This is a genomic window from Rubritalea spongiae, assembly GCF_042652385.1.
Taxonomy (GTDB): domain Bacteria; phylum Verrucomicrobiota; class Verrucomicrobiia; order Verrucomicrobiales; family Akkermansiaceae; genus Rubritalea; species Rubritalea spongiae.
The window spans coordinates 2,492,619-2,512,779 of record NZ_JBHSJM010000001.1 but is presented as its reverse complement, the minus strand read 5'-3'; the positions used below and the strand labels follow the sequence as shown (position 1 = coordinate 2,512,779).

General features: G+C 45.3%; 8 protein-coding genes. 4 read left to right on the top strand and 4 right to left on the bottom strand.

The window, feature by feature from the left end:
* Positions 1-74 precede the first annotated feature (74 nt).
* Positions 75-1,469: a class II fumarate hydratase gene (gene fumC / locus ACFPK9_RS11195; RefSeq protein WP_377094973.1), complete on the bottom strand. Its 1,395-nt coding sequence runs from the start codon at positions 1,467-1,469 to the stop codon at positions 75-77.
* Between the two features lie 170 nt (positions 1,470-1,639).
* Between fumC and ACFPK9_RS11190 the strand changes: the two genes are divergently transcribed.
* Positions 1,640-11,515: an Ig-like domain-containing protein gene (locus ACFPK9_RS11190; RefSeq protein ID WP_377094972.1), complete on the top strand. Its 9,876-nt coding sequence runs from the start codon at positions 1,640-1,642 to the stop codon at positions 11,513-11,515.
* Positions 11,516-11,536: 21 nt separating this feature from the next.
* Here ACFPK9_RS11190 and glgP read toward each other — a convergent pair whose 3' ends face one another.
* Complete coding sequence (gene glgP, locus ACFPK9_RS11185) at positions 11,537-13,198, bottom strand: alpha-glucan family phosphorylase (protein ID WP_377094971.1); 1,662 nt, start codon at positions 13,196-13,198, stop codon at positions 11,537-11,539.
* A 206-nt stretch (positions 13,199-13,404) separates the two neighbouring features.
* Between glgP and ACFPK9_RS11180 the strand changes: the two genes are divergently transcribed.
* The 3 genes from ACFPK9_RS11180 (at position 13,405) to ACFPK9_RS11170 (ending at position 18,092) form a co-directional block, all read left to right on the top strand.
* Positions 13,405-15,384 carry a TonB-dependent receptor plug domain-containing protein gene (locus tag ACFPK9_RS11180; RefSeq protein WP_377094970.1) on the top strand — a complete coding sequence of 660 codons (1,980 nt, stop codon included), beginning with the start codon at positions 13,405-13,407 and terminating at the stop codon, positions 15,382-15,384.
* A 103-nt stretch (positions 15,385-15,487) separates the two neighbouring features.
* A complete protein-coding gene (locus ACFPK9_RS11175) occupies positions 15,488-16,321 on the top strand; it encodes an EF-hand domain-containing protein (RefSeq protein WP_377094969.1) in 834 nt (277 codons plus the stop codon).
* The gene (locus ACFPK9_RS11170) at positions 16,314-18,092 is read left to right on the top strand and encodes a Trx7/PDZ domain-containing (seleno)protein (RefSeq protein WP_377094968.1); all 1,779 of its coding nucleotides are present in this window, start codon (positions 16,314-16,316) and stop codon (positions 18,090-18,092) included. The genes ACFPK9_RS11175 and ACFPK9_RS11170 overlap by 8 nt, the downstream gene beginning before the upstream one ends.
* Here ACFPK9_RS11170 and ACFPK9_RS11165 read toward each other — a convergent pair.
* Together ACFPK9_RS11165 and ACFPK9_RS11160 are read right to left on the bottom strand one after the other, a co-directional pair.
* Positions 18,089-18,910 (bottom strand): sugar phosphate isomerase/epimerase family protein, encoded by an 822-nt coding sequence (locus ACFPK9_RS11165; RefSeq protein WP_377094967.1) that lies wholly within the window; start codon positions 18,908-18,910, stop codon positions 18,089-18,091. The two genes, ACFPK9_RS11170 and ACFPK9_RS11165, sit on opposite strands and share 4 nt — an antisense overlap.
* Positions 18,907-20,157 carry a DUF6005 family protein gene (locus tag ACFPK9_RS11160; RefSeq protein WP_377094966.1) on the bottom strand — a complete coding sequence of 417 codons (1,251 nt, stop codon included), beginning with the start codon at positions 20,155-20,157 and terminating at the stop codon, positions 18,907-18,909. The genes ACFPK9_RS11165 and ACFPK9_RS11160 overlap by 4 nt, the downstream gene beginning before the upstream one ends.
* Positions 20,158-20,161: the final 4 nt, after the last annotated feature.

Below are 20,161 nucleotides of genomic sequence, written 5' to 3'. Positions count from 1 at the left end.
AGTTGTTAGAACAATCGTGTAGTTTATTGATGAATCCCACTCACTGATAACAGGAATAGTGGTTATTTTAATGGCTATATAAACCCTACCATATCCTCGGCTCGCACCCATCTATCAAACTGCTCATCTGTCAGTAATTTGAGCCCGACCGCCGCATCCTTCAGTGATATATTCTCTGTATACGCTTTCTTCGCAACTTCCGCTGCCTTGTCATAGCCGATATGACGATTCAGCGCCGTTACAAGCATTAGAGAGTTACTTAAGTGCTCCTCTATTCTCTCTCGGTTTGGCTCCATTCCGACAACACAGCGCTCAGTAAATGCCGCACATGCATCTCCTAATAACTCAGCAGACTGTAAAAAGGCATGAATCATCACTGGCTTGTACACATTTAGCTCAAACTGACCACTCGCACCCGCAAAACTGATTGTTGTGTCATTTCCTAACACTTGCGCACAAACCATCGTTAACGCCTCTACTTGCGTTGGATTCACCTTCCCCGGCATAATTGACGACCCAGGCTCATTGGCTGATAGCTTAAGCTCTCCAATTCCACACCGAGGACCAGAAGCTAACAATCGAATATCGTTTGCGATCTTAGTTAAACTCACCGCTAACTGTTTGAGAGCTCCATGTGACTCAACAATAGCATCATGTGACGCTAAAGCTTCAAACTTATTTGCTGCCGATTTAAATGGATGCCCCGCCAAAGCTGAAATTTTTTCAGCGACAGCCTCAGCGTAACCCTCCGGCGTATTCAAGCCTGTTCCCACAGCTGTTCCACCTAGAGCCAGTTCGCTTAAGTGCTCAAGTGAACGATCCAAAGATTTTAGCCCGTAATCCAATTGTGCCACATAAGCCGAAAACTCCTGGCCTAATGTCAACGGGGTCGCATCCATCCAATGTGTCCTCCCAATCTTCACCACTCCAGACCACTCTTCAGACTTCACTGCTAAAGCATCACGTAATCCCCTCACTTTAGGAATCGTCTCTTCGACTAACAACTCATACGCTGCAATGTGCATAGCGGTAGGAAAAGTATCATTCGATGACTGAGAACAGTTCACATCATCATTTGGATGCACCCATCTCTCACCTTCGCCCAATTGCCCACCATCTAACACATGGCTGCGATTCGCTACCACTTCATTGACGTTCATATTCGTCTGCGTCCCAGACCCGGTCTGCCAAATGACCAAAGGAAAATGGTCATCTAGCTTCCCGTCTATAATCTCATCACAAACTTTACTTATCAACTCCGCCTTTTTTTCATCCAACACCCTTAACTTACAGTTCGTCAAAGCTGCCGCTTTCTTTAAAACACCAAAAGCTCGGATGACGCGCAGAGGCATACTCGCCGCTTCCCCAATCGGAAAATTCTCAATAGAACGCTGGGTTTGCGCCCCCCAATACCGATCTTTCGGCACCTCAACTCCACCCATAGAATCATACTCAGTTCTCGTCTTCATACACTCATACTCTCACACAGCATCTCCTATAAAACCATAAAAGATGCTAGCAATGTGGACAACGTAGATGTGCCCACAGCCCTAACACATAGCATAGTTATGCTCATATATTTTACTTTCTGCTCGTCTCACCTCGTGATAATCCCTACTCCACATTTTACGTCGTTTTAATGAAAAAATCCTACATACTTCTTCTCCCTGTTCTCGTTTTACTCACCTGCTTTAGCTATCTGTCACTGAAAAGCACTAATAACACGGTAAAGATTGAGCCACAGTCTCTGGATACTTCTAAACCACAGAGAAATTTCATATCTCCACTTTCTACGGATCTGTTCAAGTCAGCTGTCTACACAGAGTCAGCACCTCCTTTGCCAGTACAACGTCAGGAACTCGTAAAAAATAGTGAAACTATTGTTACTGAGGTCTCCGAGACTGAACATGGTTACAAGCAATCCAGCCTTCTTAAAACTGACTTTAAGTACAGTCACGTTCAACGAGACATTTTCATCAATAAGCAAGGAGAGTATCTGAAATCCGAGTACTTCGTTGCCGACCACGTATTGATTAAATTCCCCTCAGAATTTTCCACAAAAGAAATATACAACTGGGCAAAACTACGGGGTTACCATGTTAGAAACAAGCTTAAGACAGATTCCATTTATCTCATAGCCACAGAAGCCCCACAGCTCTTCGACACCCAAAACCTCATCAATCAATTTGAACAGGACTTTCACGGTGCTGAATCTCTTCAAATCGCAGGGATAGCTGAAAAAGACTTTATCTATACAACGCAAGCCACCACCCCGAATGACACCTCTTATTCTAGCCTGTGGGGGCTGAACAACACTGGCCAAACGGGCGGATCAGCTGACGCTGACATTGATGCACCCGAAGCATGGGACATCACTACAGGTTCTTCTAATGTGACAGTCGCTGTCATTGACACAGGCGTCGATTTGGATCACCTAGACTTAGCTGATAACATTTGGACAAACCCCAATGAAATAGCAGGGAACGGAATTGATGACGACAACAACGGCTTTATCGATGATGTCCATGGCTGGGACTTCCGTAATGATGATTCCAACCCAGATGATGATGACGATCACGGCACCCATTGCTCCGGGACAATAGGTGCCGTCGGCAATAATGGCTCAGGTGTGGCTGGAGTCGCTTGGGATGTTTCTATTGTGCCTATCAAATTTCTAGGACCAAGTGGAGGCACAACCTCTGATGCTATTGATTCTGTTAACTATGCCACCTCACTCGGAGTCGACCTTACTTCTAACTCGTGGGGAGGCGGCGGCTATTCCAGCCTACTTGAGAACGCCATCCAAACGGCCGGAAATAATAACATTCTATTCATTGCTGCCGCTGGAAACGACAGCTCTAACAATGACATTTCACCACAATACCCATGCTCCTATACCATTGACTCTATCATTTCTGTCGCATCTACAACACACAGCGATGCTCTATCCAGTTTCTCTAACTATGGAGCCACCACAGTTGATCTAGGTGCTCCAGGTTCTAACATTTACAGTACAGTTAGAAACGGAGGCTACGCATCATTTAGTGGAACTTCAATGGCGACACCTCATGTAGCAGGTGTCGTCTGTTTAATAAAATCCATTGCCCCAGAACTAGGTGCGTTAGAAATTAAGCAACAGCTGCTCAACAACACAGACCCCATTGCCGCACTCCAAGGAATCTCCCTCTCTGGAGGAAGAATTAATGCTTTTTCTACTCTTTCTCAGCTCACAGGATCTTATACCAAAGTGGCTACTATAGATATAGAGTTCACATCAGGAAATGGAGACGACTACATAAATCCCGGAGAAACAGGAAACATCGTTGTCACCTTTAAAAATATTGGCACTGAGGATGCCCTAAATGCCTCAGCGCAGATATTTCCTAGCCAGCCTGTATCAGGTATTACTATCGACACTCAATCTATCAACATAGGAACCATTCCTGCTGGTTCTATCTCTAGCGAACACAGAATTTCATTTGAGGTTGCAGCGAATGCCGCTACCCCCCAATCGCATCTATTTGATATCAACCTTTCAGATGATTTAGGTACAGGTCAGACATACGCTTCAGCTTTAAGTATCTACACATCAGCTACCATATCAGGAAATGTATTTAGCCTCGAAAACAACTCGCCTGTTGCTGGGGCATTAGTCTCAGCTGTAGGTGAGATTTCTGTGAGTTCTAATACTGACGTAAATGGAAACTTCTCGCTCAATGTTGTAGATGGAGATTTTGACATCCAAGCCAGTGCTACAGGATTCATGAATTCCGAAGTCCTTACAGCAAGCGTACCACCGAGTCTGTCTGGCTTATCGATTGGTCTTGGTATACCTGATCTCCAAATCAGCCCAAATTCAATAAGCGAATCTGTCTATGCTGGCACCTCCATAACCACTGACCTCATACTATCTAATAATGGCACAGCACCTGTAGACTGGTCTCTCCTAACTAAAAAATTCACCGCAAACCAAGCTTCATCTAGAACTCTCTTAGCTCGAGAAGTGCCAACAAAGAACCCAGACTCGAAAACACCAGGATTACAGAGTAAGTTAGTTCTCAATAGTACGCAAAGTGACGATCTCACAGGTGTCACTCTAGGGCACATCGGATCAACTTCTAGTTACCTAATGAACGATGCCGAGTCACTAGGCGCTCAAGTAATTAATGTTACATTCCCAATAAACAGCAGCATACTCAATAGCTTAGACGCACTCTTCATTGATGATTCAGTATCTAGTGCATCATCGAGCGACATTACAACCATCAGAGATTGGGTGGCTAACGGCGGAGGTCTGATGCTTACCGGTGACTCCACTACCATCAATAATAATGCTCTACTCGCTCAGACTGGTATTCATACAGCTTTCAAAGGCAATTACACGACTGAAACCATTACGGACATCTCTTCTGACCCAATCACAGATGGAGTAGAAACGGTTTTTCTCAGCGCTTATGGCACGACATGCACTATAGTTTCTCCTGCTAAATCTCTAATGAGAAGCAATACAGGTAGTAGTGTCATGGCTGTTGCTCCTCTCGGTGCGGGGAATATCATCTACCTAGCTAATGAACTCAATGCTTCATCCTCTCTAGATGGAAGAGGGCTAGCCCTCAATTCTGCATCATATCTTTCGGGTGGCTCTTCATGGCTCTTTGCAAACCCCACTTCTGGTTCAATTTCAGCAGGACAAACTGAAACGGTAACAGTCACAATCGACGCAACCAATGCGATAGCTGGCTTGCTAGAAGGCGAAATCATCATTTCCAGTAATGATCTTGCAAATGATACTCAAACGATTCCCGTGCAAGTCAACGTAGTAGGTGCTGCTGCAATAGTTACAGATATAAATAGCTATGACTTTGGCTCGGCATTCATCGGTGGCACATACTCCACAGAGCTAACCATCAGTAATCCGGGCACAAACAATCTTATCATCTCTTCCACTTCTTTCTCAGGTGCAAGCTATAGCAGCTCTCTAAATACCCCTCTCACCATCTCACCTAAAGAAGAGGAAACCATACAGATCGATTTCAATCCACTCACGATCGGTATGCACAACGGAACGTTCAGTATTCATAGCAATAGCCCTACTACCCCCATTCATACTGTCAGTTTCGCGGGTGAAGGAGCCCCAGCACCGGTACTGAGCTTAAGCAATAAAAACATCTCAGTTTCAGTCCCGTTCAAATCAAGCCACGACGAAACTCTAACTCTCAAGAACACTGGCGGAGCCAATCTCATTTGGCAATCCTCTGAGCGATTAAACTCCGCTCACTCCAAGCGGTCTCTTAGCGATACTCTCGATGCGCTAGATACTAATTACGAAACTATCACAGACCTTATTCCTAACCGATTCGACTTCAGCGGAGGTGATTCAGGACACTACATTGCAGACGGAGGGTCGGATATGTACGATTACGGCAATTACCTCGAAACCAATCTTTCTAATTCTTCCATTTTCTATTCTAACAACCACATTCGTAATGATCCAGATTTTGGAGAAAATGGCTCCTACTTCACCCGTAAATATCCTGGATTATTTGTCTTAGGCGCAGAACTAGACTCAATTGATCATTTCAAGGTCAGCGGTAGTTTAGGTGCGGACGGCAGAGGCTATCAAGACTCAGCTGCTATCACCACAACATACTTGGGAACCAGTTACACCGGCTATATCAAGCGAGTGTTCAATGCGGGGACCCCTTCTGTAAACCATCTCATTATTGTCCCAACTGACTCATCAATCTCTCAACTCACTGGCTCCACCACTGAGTCAGATCAGCACGAACTCCACAATCTCACTAACACAGAGTCTCTGTACTATCTACTCTTTAGCTCAACAGAAGGTGACTACATTGATGACGCCACCATGCTGAGCATCATGGAAGAATTTCTTGTCCATACAGCCATTGATGTAGACTGGTTTTCAGCAAGTAGTTACAATGGATCAACAGCCCCATCCGAATCAGAAGCTATACAGATCGATTTCACACCAAATAAGCTTTCTGCCGGCACATACACAGCGGAACTCTTATTCGATTCTAACGATCCAGTCACTCCACAAAGTACAGTAACTCTGTCTATGACAGTAACATCACGCCCTATAATCTCTTTAGCTGAGAGTTCTATAGATTTTGGCAATGTCACAAACAACACATCTTCACAAACTCTTCTAACCATTGATAACATTGGCGATGAACCATTAACTATCAATAACCTCAGCCTCCCTCACTCCGATTTTTCTATCATCGGAGCCTCTTCCTTCGAGATCCAGCCGAACTCTAGTCGAGATATACCGATCACGTTCAACCCATCCTCCTCTGGTCCACAAACCACAACACTCACTATCTCGCATAATGGAGACCAAGGCTCAACTACCGTTAATATCACAGGAAGCTCTGTGACCTATACAGGAATCATTAGTCTACCTTCCAGCTTAGAGTACACTGTTGAGGCTGGATCTCTACAACCCACACAAATAGAACTTAACAGCTCACACTCACACGGTGTTTACTTTTATTCTACTTCCCAAAATCCCTCAACAGGAAATGGATTAGCACTCTCCCGTGCTAAAGTGGGAATACTCGCAACATCCAACACTATTGATTCTTCATTAGTCACTATCTTGGAAAATGAAGGTGCTCTCATCTCACATATATCGTCATCAGAAACACTTCTTTCGACAACACTACAAAATTTGGACTTCATCGTAGTCGGTAGTTCACTCGAATCCATGAACTATACAAACCTCCAAACTCTGAAAAATTGGCTGACTATCGGTGGGAGAATATTCATCTACAACAGCTCTAGTACACATACTGATCAATCCACCCTAGTATCAGATTTTGGCTTTAATCCAGACTACCAATATAATTCTAACACTCCTTCTAGCCAATGGAATGCTCTATCCCCTTCTCACCAAATTACTGTTAACCGTAGCATTCTCAGTGTCAACGACTCCAGCTACTCTTACCATCATAAATTCACCATCACCGATTCAACTATCGCGCAGGGAATCTATGAAGATAGCCTAGGATACATACGTGCTGTTGCTGCAGAAAAAGGTAATAGCAAAGTCATTTCGATCGGACATCTGGTAAACTCGAGTACATTTACGAATGACCCTAACAAGGTTCAGTTCTTAACAAGCTGCTGGGCTTGGTTGATGGGTGGTCATCCCTACTGGATCAGACCAACTCAAGTTGATGGATATCTCAGTCCAGGAGGCTCTCACACCTACCCTATCACGCTTGACGCAACTGATCTCATTGAAGGTCAATATTCTGCAAATTTACTTATCAAGAGCGCAAGCTCACATGCGACCGAAATCACTGTTCCTATAAATCTTACTGTAATTGGTAGCCCGACACTCGCTCCTTCTCACCAAGAAATTTTATTTGATCAAACCGTTCTCGGGAAAAATCAAACCAAGGTTATCCAGCTCAGAAACTCAGGCTCTAGCCCGCTCACTTTGTCTAGCATTAGCTCAGGCTCAGCAGACTTTACCACTGACTTCAGCTCTCCACTGACTCTACAACCTGGCGCCAGTACTGATGTGGCCATCACTTTTACCCCACAAACCGCCAAGCTTTACGAAGAAGAGCTCAGCGTGACTAGTAATGATCCAAACACACCGACTCTCTCTATCTCTCTTCGAGGCAGAGCTATTGGCGCACCTGAAATCCAGACACCTGACTCCATCTCATTCACTGCCATAAGTGGAGAGGTATCCAGTACTAGCTTCTCCATTCATAATGCGGGGCAAAGCAACTTAGACTGGACCCTGCTTCCCCTTAAAGAAATTGCTACTCCCTCTCTTGAGCAAATTCTTCAAACGCTCAATACTCGCTCAGATGAACTCCTAACAGCTATCCCGTCCCCTTACCTCTTCACCGATGGAGAACTAGGTTATGACATTGTTGATGGTGGAGAGGACATGTTTAACACAGGTAATGAACTCGAGACAAATTACGATTCCTCTATCCCGTACTCAAACTTTCAAATAGAGAGTACAAACGGTGATTTTGGCCCAGAAGGAGCCTACTTTACTGCGAAACTGCCTGGAGTCTTCGTGCTCTGCGCAGATTTGGATAATATCAGTTACTTCGGCATAGACGGCGGTGTAGGTGGAGGCAGCTCTGGCTCGATCTCAGTCAGTGATTTCACTCATAACCAAGCAGGTGTTGAATACCGAGTGTTCACTAAAAAAGTCTATGGAAAAGACAGCCCCTCAGTGAACCATCTCATCATTTTAGAAAACCATCCAGATCTCACGCGAGCCTACAATGCATCACCTGCATATGATGACCATAAGCTGACTGGTACCAGCAACAACACTCGAGTATATTTTCTGATGTTTGGACAGGAAAATGGCGGTGAAGTACCAGACGCTACATTCCAAAATATTGCCGCCAACTTCCTATCCCTTATTCATTTTACGGAAAACGATCAATTAACTGTAAGCCCCAAACAAGGTAGTACTATTGCCGCCTCGAATGACTCAATAAGTTTAGATTTTAACGCTCAAACTTCATACGCTGGAACCTTCCAATCCCTTCTAAGGGTTGGATCAAATGACCTAAATCTCCCAGTTAAAAATATTCCGATCAAAGTCACCGTCACAGGCACACCTGAGATTGCCAGCTCTTCTACATATATGAATTTCCCTGCAACTGTGATAGGCCTCGACACTGAACTAGACTTGGAAATTTCAAATACTGGTACTTCTGACCTCTCAATCAGCAGCTTGACTATCAATAATAGCCTATTTTCTACAGAGAATAACACCTTAAATATAGCACCTGGAGAGTCCTCTATTATTACCATCTCATACACCCCACACACTAACGGTTTCGAATCTGCAGCTCTCAGTATAAACTCTAATGCCGCAACCAACAGCACACATATTGTTTACCTTAGCGGCCTCGGAATACTACCACCTTCAGCAGTAGTTGACAGTAGCCAGAGAAACTACTCTCTAGGTGCCAACTCAGCTTTATTCAATACCCTTGAAATAGAAAACTCTGGAAGCAGCAACCTAGAGTGGAGCGCCTATATCGACTATGGAATGGCTGCGAACAACATTGGCACGCCACAATATGATGGCTTAAAAACATTAGCTATAGATTACTCAGAAAACGCTAATAGTTATGAATATATAAAAAACTATATCACCAGTTCAGGAGGCATCTTCACAACAATGGCTGATAATAATTTCGAGCCATCGGAGCTAGCGAAATATGACGTCGTCCTATTGGGTTCGAGCGCATCTTTGAGTGCTGTGGACTACTCTGCAATTAATACATGGGTCTACGCTGGCGGCTCCCTACTCTATGACTACGCTGGTTCCTATTCTTCAACTGCCGCTTCCAATTTGCTCCAAGGCACAGACATCACCGCAGTTCCCGCTACAAACAGTGGCTACGAAACACTAACTAATTTTGAATATCATGCTATCACATATAATGTGCAAAGCATCTATGGATATGTGTATATTAACTTCGAACTCACTGGAAATGCAACACCTCTGGCTACAACTGAAAATAATGCTATTTTCTCTGCTGCGACAAGCTATGGTAATGGCAAAATTGTATGCAATGCTGACTCGCTTGCCGATGCCTCGAGCACCAAAGAGAATAACCGCCAATTTATTGAAAATACAATACTGTGGCTTGGAAACAAACAGCGAGGCTGGCTAAACCTAACAGCTCAAGGTGGTAATCTCGCACCAGGTAGTACCTTGAACATCCCTTATAAAATTAATTCCTCAAACCTCACACTGGGTACGTACAATGCAGATATTGTCATAACCACGAATGACCCCAGCCATAGTGAGATCCGGGTCCCTATCTCCACCACTGTGACCAATGCAGCTGAAATAACAACAGATGTAGATGCTATGTACTTTGATGCGACTATCGTGAACGCTCAGAGCCACCAGATGCTCACAGTCACCAACCCAGGATTTACCCCTCTTACCATCCATTCAGTCACTGGATCGGGAGACTTCCATATCGACACTTCACTCCCCATCACCATCACTCCACAAACCTCCCAAAAAATCTCAGTAACTTTCACTCCTAGCTCAGTGAATCTTCATGAAGAAGTTCTCACCATCAACTCGAATGCTCTTAGTCACCCTGCTAAACAAATCGCTCTATCAGGGATAAGTATTGCCGCACCTAAAGTGATCCTAGGATCCTCAGCTATCACAATCAACAGATCTATCAACGAAAGCTCTTCATACGGTCTCACCCTCACTAACGGAGGTTCTAGCGTCCTTTCTTGGAAGATCAGAGAATTTAATAACTTTTCATCTGTTCCAGATAATCTAGCAGGAAGCTCCATCGGCCTCCTAACAAGCTCAACAGCTTCCTTCCCTGAGTTTCGCACGATTCTAACAAACTACGGGGCTAACATCATCAACATAAGCAGCAACATTACACCTGAGTCGCTGGAACTCATTGATGTGTTGATCTACGATGGCTCTAACATGCTCAGCACTCCTTCCATTGAAACAATTGCTGAATGGATCAATAATGGCGGAGCTTTGCTTGCCTGTGATGATGCAACCAATAACATGAACCTACTCCTAGCCCCCTTCGGCAGTAGTTTAACACACAACTATGGATCATATTACACACCGCTTTCAGCAGTAGGAGATCACGTCATAGTCTCAAATATACGCACTGTAGACGCCTACTATCCAGATGCCATACTCAATACTCCAGCTCATGCCACTCCTCTCCTTGAGTATAGTGATCAATCAATTGCTGGAGCTACCTACGACCATGGCTTAGGAAAGGTTATCTTCTTAAGCTATGAAGCCATGTACTATCGTAATTTCAGTTCAGGAAATGGTGAAAATTTCATCACAAATTGTGTCGCCTATCTATCCTCTCAGATCCCATGGTTAAATATTCCAAGTATCCAGGGAGATATCCTCGCAGGCGCCAATAGCTCTATCTATCTGCACATCGACACCAACGGGCTCAATCAAGGATCCTATACTGGAAATATTCTCATCACCTCAAATGACCCCACTAACAGTGCGATACAAGTCCCACTAACTCTCAATGTATTACCCGTATTCCCTCAAGCTGCCTACGACACGTGGCTAGGCAGCCACCTATCTGGTGAAAGTCAGCACCTAGGGTTTCACGAAGATTTTGATCGGGACAACCTCACAAACGGAGAGGAATTTTACTTCTCTACAAATCCAAAAAACAGAAAGAATGGAAATAACCTTCCAGCTGTTAAGATGTCAAATTCTGGACCAGTGTTGACTTACACTCGTACAAGCGAACTATCCGACCACATGCTTCTATGGGAAAGCAGCAATAACCTTTCTTCATGGGAACCTCATGATATGTCAGCAATTAGTTCAGCTGTATCAAAAACACTGATAGACAACGGCGATGGCACCACCACTGTCACCCTACTACTTGATCGAGCTAACCAGAGTAGCCAATTCTTCAGATATAAGATTTGGTCAGGAAACTCTTCAGAGGATTAACCCAGATTCGACTCCCCCCCTTTAAAGTCCTGATGAGTAAATTTTCGTATAATATTCGCTCGCCATTCGATCGGAATCGAAAAACGGAACTACATCCCGCATACTATTCTCTACGACCTTCTGCCAAGCATCGCTGTCATTGTAATACATTGGAAGGACCTGATCGTACATGATCTTGTAAAAACCTTCACAATCTCGAGCATCACGATCTTGATCACTAACCCCCTCAGGAGCTGCAGGAATGATAAACGAATTCTCACCATTTTTGGCAAATTCACACACCCAACCATCGTCAGTAGAAAGATTCACTGCTCCATTCATCGCAGCGGTCATGCCAGAAGTCCCAGATGCCTCGCGCGTCACCACAGGATTGTTCAACCATATATCTGCCCCACATTTCAGTAATTTAGAAAGTGCTAATTCATAGCCTACTAATACCGCTGTGTTGGCAAAACGCTTCGACATTTTCACCAACTGATTAAACTCATCAATCGCTGCAAAATCCTTAGGATAGGGTTTACCTGCCCAAATGATTTGAACTGGATAGGTTGAATTTTCTAACAAGGACTCAAATTTATTCCAATCCCGAGTGATCAAGCTAGGTCGCTTGTATCCAGCAAAACGTCTAGCCCAGACAATCGTCAGCACATCTGGATCAAACATCCTTCCCGTCTGATTCGCCACCTCGGTCACCAGCTTTTCCTTCATCTGGCGCTTACGCACCTGTGCGCGTTTACTATCACCTCCTTTAACAGCAACATCTAACTCTTTATCTGCCCAATACCGCTTATTCTGAGCATTCGTAATGTGTGTGATTGGACAAACCCCACTGTGCCGCTTCCACATATCGCGAGCCACTTCACCATGCAGTTTAGAAACTCCATTAGAGACCCGGCTCACACGAAGTGCCGCTAATGAATGATTGAACTCGTCATTACCCAAGTCAGTCACTTCAGATAATAGTTGCTCATTACAGCCACTGAAATATTCAAACTGGCGTAAAAGGTTTAAACTCGATTTCTCATTCCCTGCCTCTTCTGGCGTATGAGTCGTGAACACAAACTTCTTCTTAGTTTCCTCAAGCCCATGCTTCGCCGCTTCATAAAATGCAGCTGGCAATGGATGCGCTTCATTCAAATGCCAAACTTCTGGATCAACACCGAGCTTTTCTAACAAAGCTGCACCGCCCGCCCCTAACACAATACTCTGCGAGACCCGTGTCAATTTATCAGCATCGTATAATGAATGCGTAATCGTCCTCGACAGGTAATCATTTTCTTCAATATCTGTCGTCAAAAAGAACATCGGAGCACAGCCAAAAACCGTCGGACGCAAATACAATGCCTTCACCCAAACATAAGCTCCATTGACTCGAATCTGAAACTTCAATTCGTGATCCTCTAAAAAATGATATTCCTTCCTTCGATGCGCTGCCACCATTTCACGATTTTCATCCCGAACTTGATCGTAATATCCGAAGCTCCATAGCATCCCGATACCTACCAAGTTTTGTTTCAAATCATACGCACTACGCATATGCGAACCTGCGAGAAAACCCAAACCTCCCGAGTATGTTTTTAACGCTTGGTCTATCGCAAATTCCATCGAAAAATAAGCGACTGATTTAGTATACTCAGGAGCTATCTCATAGCCATGATTGTAGGGAGAGGGCAGAAAACTCATAATAATTAAAATACTCTATCTATCACTTAGTAAATTCCTCCTAGTTTGTCACGTGACACATTTGACAAGCTAGCCTCTAACAAGCGCTCAATAGCGCTTTGTTGTCTGTTTCTCACAAAATCGTCACAAAAATGACAATCTAGCGCTAATCAAAGTCAACCAAGCGTTAGTAAGCCTATCAACAACCTGCTTACTCTCCACGTCCCATGAAAATCACTACGAAACATGTGTGCGGCTTCGCCGGCGCGACTCTTGCAGTCACCGCCACCGTGAACGCTCAAACAAATGAAGCAGCTCAACCTACACAAGAGCTCGAACAAACTGTCCTCACTGCTGACGAAAACATCGTCGCTAGCAATGACGTCACTTCCGAAGACATTAAACTTGAGAACCCTGCAGACCTCAAGCAACTCTTCAAGAAGTCACCTGGAATCAATGTCAATGGCGGAGCTAACATGGCTCAACAAACATTCGTGAATGGCTTCGAATCCACACAAATGAATGTGACCATCGATGGTGCTTCACAAGGCAACCTTTTCCACCACCAGTCATCCACCCTTATTGATCCAAGCCTCCTTAAAAGCGTAGAGGTTCTTCCAGGCGCAGGTTCCGCTCTCGATGGCCCAGGCGCACTTGCTGGCTCTATTCGTTACGAGACCAAAAACGTTTTCGACTACCTCCCATACACATCTGGTGTTCAACTTGGTGCTAAAGGACCTGTAAACGTTGAATACGACCGCTTCGGCTCCGACTCCAAAGCAACTTACTACTCCAATGGCGAAGGCTATGGTCTATCACAGACTATCTACGGTAAATTCACTCCAGAATGGGGTTACCTCCTCAGCGGCTCATACACCGACCGTGACGAATACGAAGACGGTGAAGGAAACACAGTCGACAACTCTGGCTTCACACAAGCTGCTGGACTCTTCAAACTCTCTGGTAGACTCCAAAACGGTCACAGCATCGACCTTGGTATCGATTACTTCCAAAACGAAACTCTCGCATATGATCGTGTGAACATCGCTTCAGATTACCTCACTTCTAGAGGCCGCAGCCCAGGTGTGTTACAACAAATGAAGTCTACTCGCACCACTGCGACATTGGACTACGAATTTGCTCCAGATAACAATGAACTCGTAAATCTTGAAGCAAACCTTTTCTACACAGACCAAGACCTCGAACGCGAAGAGACCCAAGTAACTTCAGCTGTTGAAACACTAGGCCTCGATCTTAGAAACACTTTCAACTTCTGGAAGCTCGCTTCTACCTTCGGCTTTGACTATCAAGATAAAACAGGCAGCGCTGACTACGGTCCTGCTGATGCAAGCTGGAATCCAACTCAAGATCAGTCAGAGCAAATCTTTGGTTTCTACAACCAAAACATCCTCTCTGTCCACGAGCAAGTTGACCTTTCTTTCGGTGTCCGTTACGATAACTATGACTACACTGGCGGTTGGGGTGAAGAGCATAGCTCCGACAAATTTAGCCCAAATGCGAGCATCATCTGGAGACCTTCTGATTCTCTCACTGTAGATGCTGGATATTCTGAAGCATACCGTGGCGTTGGCATCCGTGAAGCATACATGGGTGGTGCGTACGCCAGCAACACTGAAGCCGAAGAAGCAAATACACTTAAAGCAAACATCGCTTATGATGACGGCACATTCTTTGGTTCAGGATCCATCTACCAACAAGAAATCGATAATTACATCGAGCCTACAGGTGGTGGCAACCTCGGAGACATCTCCACTCAAGGTTACGAAGTTAGCCTTGGTTTCCGCACAAACGGATTCACCACTACCCTTGCTGTAGCAGATACGACTCCTGAAATTAACGGAATCGAAAATGCAGAAGTGTATGGCACAGTCGTTGCTGGCCGTCGTTGGTTAGCTGACTTCAATTACGCTCATGGTGACACAGGTCTCGGCTTAGGTTACTTCATCGAGTACCGTGAGAGTGTGGATGCTGAATACCTTGACTACCCACCAGCATACACTAAAGATAGCTACGCTCTCAGCAGCCTCTACCTCACTTGGGACGTACAACAAGTAGAAGGACTCAACCTCCAACTCAACGTCGACAACCTCTTTGACAAACAATACATGGATCAAACCGTGTACGCAGCATCAGGTCTTGCTAGCCCAGGTCGCCAGTTCCGCATCAGTGCGAACTACACCTTCTAAAATTAACTCTATGTAGTTTTACAAGTCCCCCGTTATCATAACATAAGAGAAATATAAGCAGGTCTTCTTTTGGGGAGACCTGCTTTATCTAATTATCACCACCATGAAAAATACCATCTCCTCTTTATTGCTCACAGCACTTTGCTCAACCAGTAGCATGGCCGCCGAAGCAGCAGTCGACACCCTTATCAACGAAACAGCAGACAAGGCCACACCTCACTTCCTCTCCGCTATCGAACTGGCAAACGCCGACCAAAAAAACGAGCAAAACTACGCAGCCCTGGCTCAAGCAATAGGTACTCTCGGCCTAGGTAAAGCTCCAGACTTCCCCGCTCACTGGATCGCAGACGACGAGGAAGCCCACGAACACGCTCGCCCAGAGCTCGAAGAACGCCTCAAAATGTTTGCCCAGTACGACATCAAGCTGCTCAAAGCACTCGACGTCAATGGCGACCTCAAAACCAATGAAGCTGAACTCCGTGAAGGCATCAAGAACTCACTACTCTTCGTTCTCGACGACAAACTCAAAGTCGACGGTGACAATGACAAAAAGCTGAGTCCTAAGGAATACGCCCTTGCTGTCCCTGCGCACGACGAGGAGAAAGACGAAGACGGACTCGACTGGCACCAACGCGGCCACTTTGACCGTGATGACAAAAACAGCGATGGATTCCTCGACCAATCCGAAATGATCTCCTTCACTGCTGAAGGCGTTGTCTACCGCGCCGCTCTCATCCACAGCTCACTCGTGCTTCAAGGCGCTGATACCAATAAAGATGGTGAAATCTCCAAAGAAGAATTCCTAGTGCTCAATCCTAAGGCTGAAGAGCTCTGGAAAGAAATCGTCAAAGAGAAACCTTCTCTTAAGCTTGATTCCGCCTACCCAAGCATCTACTGGCTTGGCATGGATAAACTTAAAATGATCACAGATGCTTAATCGCATTTTTCTATCATTACTTTCTTTCGTTCTCTTCTGCACCCATTCCGGAGCAGAAGAGAACGACTATTTACCATGGCACTTTTCCTATCAAAGTGCCCTCGATGAGGCGCGTAAAACCAATAAGCCCCTCATCGTCGAATTCCGCTGTGCCCCCTGTGTCAATGGCCGCGAATTCGATGCTCAAGTTCTCTATACCGACCCCACCAGCTCCCGAGGTAAGTTACTCGACCAATATGTAAGAGCTCGCGTCACCACCATGACAGGTGTCGACATCGCCCACTTTGATCGAGACTGGCACAACTCACTTTACTACTTCATCATCAACGCAGACGAAGATATTTACATGCGTTACGGCGGCAGAGACGAAGCCTCAGCCACCACCTACCTCAATCTCGAAAGTCTCGAACTCGCCCTCCAACAAGGCCTAACAGAACACAAAAAATTCCTCGAGGGCAACCGTCCCTCTCCTTCACGTCCAACCAAGCGCACGCCAGCCGACTATCCCTTAATCAAAAAAAATGTCATCAGCTCTGGCCGCTGCACCGAGTGCCACCTTATCGGAGATTATACCTCCCAAGAAAAACAACTCGCAGGCACCCTAGATCCTATCACCGACCTCTATCAGTCACCAGACATCAAACAACTTGGATTGCTGTTAGACATTCCTAAAGGCCTCTTACTTAAAGAAGTCACCGGCCCCGCAAAAGACGCTGGCATCAAAGCTGGTGATACCATCACCAGCATAAACGAACAATCCGTCCTCACCTTTGGTGATCTGCAATACCAGTACAACAAAACACCAAGAATCGCCTCCTCAGTCCAGCTCACAGTCCGCCGTAAATCTGAATCTATTACGACCACTATCAAACTTCCATTCGAGTGGTGGAAAACCGATCTAAGCTTCCGTCATTGGTCACTCGAAACTCAACTCTACTTCAATTCAGAATCACTCAGCATTACTGAAAAACAAGAACTTCAACTCCCTAAAAACGGCTTTGCTAGCCGCATCACCAGCGTCGACTTCGAAGCCTTCCTCAGCCAGCGTCATCAACTCAAAATTGGTGACATCATCACTTCCGTAAATGGTCGCCAGATTGACCCGCGCACGACTGACCTTAAAGCACATATTCAACTCTCCCATAGCGCCGGAAAAAAACTCCAACTCACAGTCATTCGGGACTCCCAGGAACTCGAACTCCCACTCCAAACCGGTCAAACAGCCTTCAGAAAAGCAGCTGAAAACCTCGTAAAAACCGAACAACGTAACACTGCATGGTCAGCAACAGATACCATTCGTAAAGGCTCAGAAATCGTCGTCGAATACCGTGCCACCATCGCCAACAAGCACCTCATCATCGAAGCTAAACACCACAAAGGCTGGCACACATACGCGATAGACAACCCACAGCGAGCAATCAATCTGGACGGTAAAAAAGGCAACCAAGAACTTCCCACCCAAATCCAACTCCCAGCGGAGCTCAAAACACTCAGCAACTGGAAACAATCTGTACCTAACAATTACTCCAAACCTGAAATCCATTGGTACACATGGGGCTTCGAAGGAACTAGCTACTTCGCCATCGAACTCGCTAAAACCCCAACTAGCCCCACCGAGATCGGAATCAGATCCCAAGCCTGTGACGCTACCTCCTGCGCAGGAACATTCGACATGATCCTCAGTGTCCCCGCTCCTACCAATCTTAAAGAGAACCTAATCCTTCAAAATATACTCGATAGCTTAGAGCCAACACTCCCACAATCTAACTAACATCTAGCTAGCCCTCTCAAACTAGCTAACTTCGCAGCATCGCTAGCAAGTACCGCGTATATATCTCTACCAAACCACTCTAGCGAAGCATCTAGGTGCTCGAGATCACATGCATCGAAAAAGTGTTGGAAATCTAACTCTCCATCAAACAGGGAAACCATCCCTTCTCTACTACCGCTAGCAGAATACACATTACCAGGCGCAAACACTCCGAGCTTACTCCGCTCACTCACGTTTTTTAAATGCACATGCATGATTTGCGCTTCTAGCTTGTGAAATGCTTCCACAGGATCGGCTCCAGACTCCCACACGTGCAAAACATCAAAATTCAAGCGAAGATGGTCATGCCCCACTTCATCAAGTAACCACTGAGTCGACCTGAGTGAATCGGCAAAAGTATTCGGGTGAGTCTCTACTAATACATAAATGCCTCGTGCCTCAGCCAACGCACAGAGCTGCTTAAGGTAAATGACCAACTGCACGCGCTCATGAAAAGGCATCACATCACTACCCTTGCTCCCTGCAAACACACGAAGTTTCTTACAGTTCCAATTCGTAGTCATTTCGAGCAACTCCTCAGCTGCCGACAGAAAGTCCGCCTCACACTTCGTGAAATCGATATAATCACTGAGCATACTCACGTACATTCCCTTCGCCTTCAGCCAATCTGCATCGTAAATCTCGCGATGCTTCAAGCTACGTGCATGTCCGCCCCACATCTCAATCCCAGCAAAACGGTTTGCTCTAGCCCAGTCAGTAAGTTCAGCCAATGACAACAGCTCGTGTCGAAACGTAATGGTACAAAGTGATAAGTTCACGCTAATACTCCTTCTCTATTTTTATTGAACGATGCCACCCAACTCTGATGTGCAGTTCTCAACTCCGCCTTAATGGCAAACTCTAGGGCATCTAACTCCTTCAGTGAGTCACTCGCTTTTTGCAATGCACTCGCGCTACCCGTGACACTGTACTTCATTGCCAAATAATGAAATTGGTTAAAGCCTTCCGCGAGTTCTGCAATGCTCTCACACATCCTCTCGAATTGCTCTTCAGAATACACTTGCTGTAACCAATAATAGGCAAATGCGTGTTCGTAGGCGTATTTACGAATCGCTATCACAGGCAACTCCTGCAGCGCTTCACCCAACTTACTCAACGGATATGCTGATGAACCAGAACCATAGTCATCGAGACACTGCCTAAGCAATGTTTGGTAAACATTCTCTTGCTCATTTAAAGTGGCATCAAAGTAACGAGCTACCTCATCCCTTGTCGCTTCATGCAGAACCTCCGTATTGTAACTATAGCCACCACCTATCGAGGGAATCAACATTGACTCTAAAACTTGCTTACGCTCAACTTCGCCTGACCATCGGAAATCTGGATCGCGCATCAACAAGTTTTTACCAACAGCAACCTCCTCAAAAATTGCATAATGCGGGAATACCTTTTGATAATACTTATTCTCTCTAGCGGGCAACTTTGACATATCCACCATTGCAACCACTTCCTCAGCCGAGTCCTTAGTCGCGAGTAAGCCCTCGAATGAATCTACGTTTTCTTTCTGACTCTGTGAATGATCGTACCATTGCGTAACCTGCGCCCCATACAGGCATTCAAAACCTTTAATATAGAGAGAATGATCAATCTCTAACTTATGATAAAAGACCCTTCCCTTTTCATAAAAAAACGGTGCATCCCACAACCCGAAATACAAAGGCCGGTAATCAATCCCTTTCTCTTTAAGTGCATCACAAAAACAACTCACCAGACAATGCACCGTCACCTCATCTGTTGCAGTCTCTTCAGCCGCACCCTCAAAATGACCTAATAACAAATCAGCCAAATCTTTCACAGTCACGACATCAGCAAACGAAAACGAATCTTCGGGAAGTTCCAAGCCCGCAGACAACTCGATATGTAACAACAACTGCAACATACCCACTGAATCAATTTGTAGATCCTCACTAATCGCAGCACATTCATGGAACAGCTCCATATGCTTATGCTCCATCTCCTGCCTGAGCACACGCTCAATCACTTCTAACACTTCACTACGTTTCATCGTA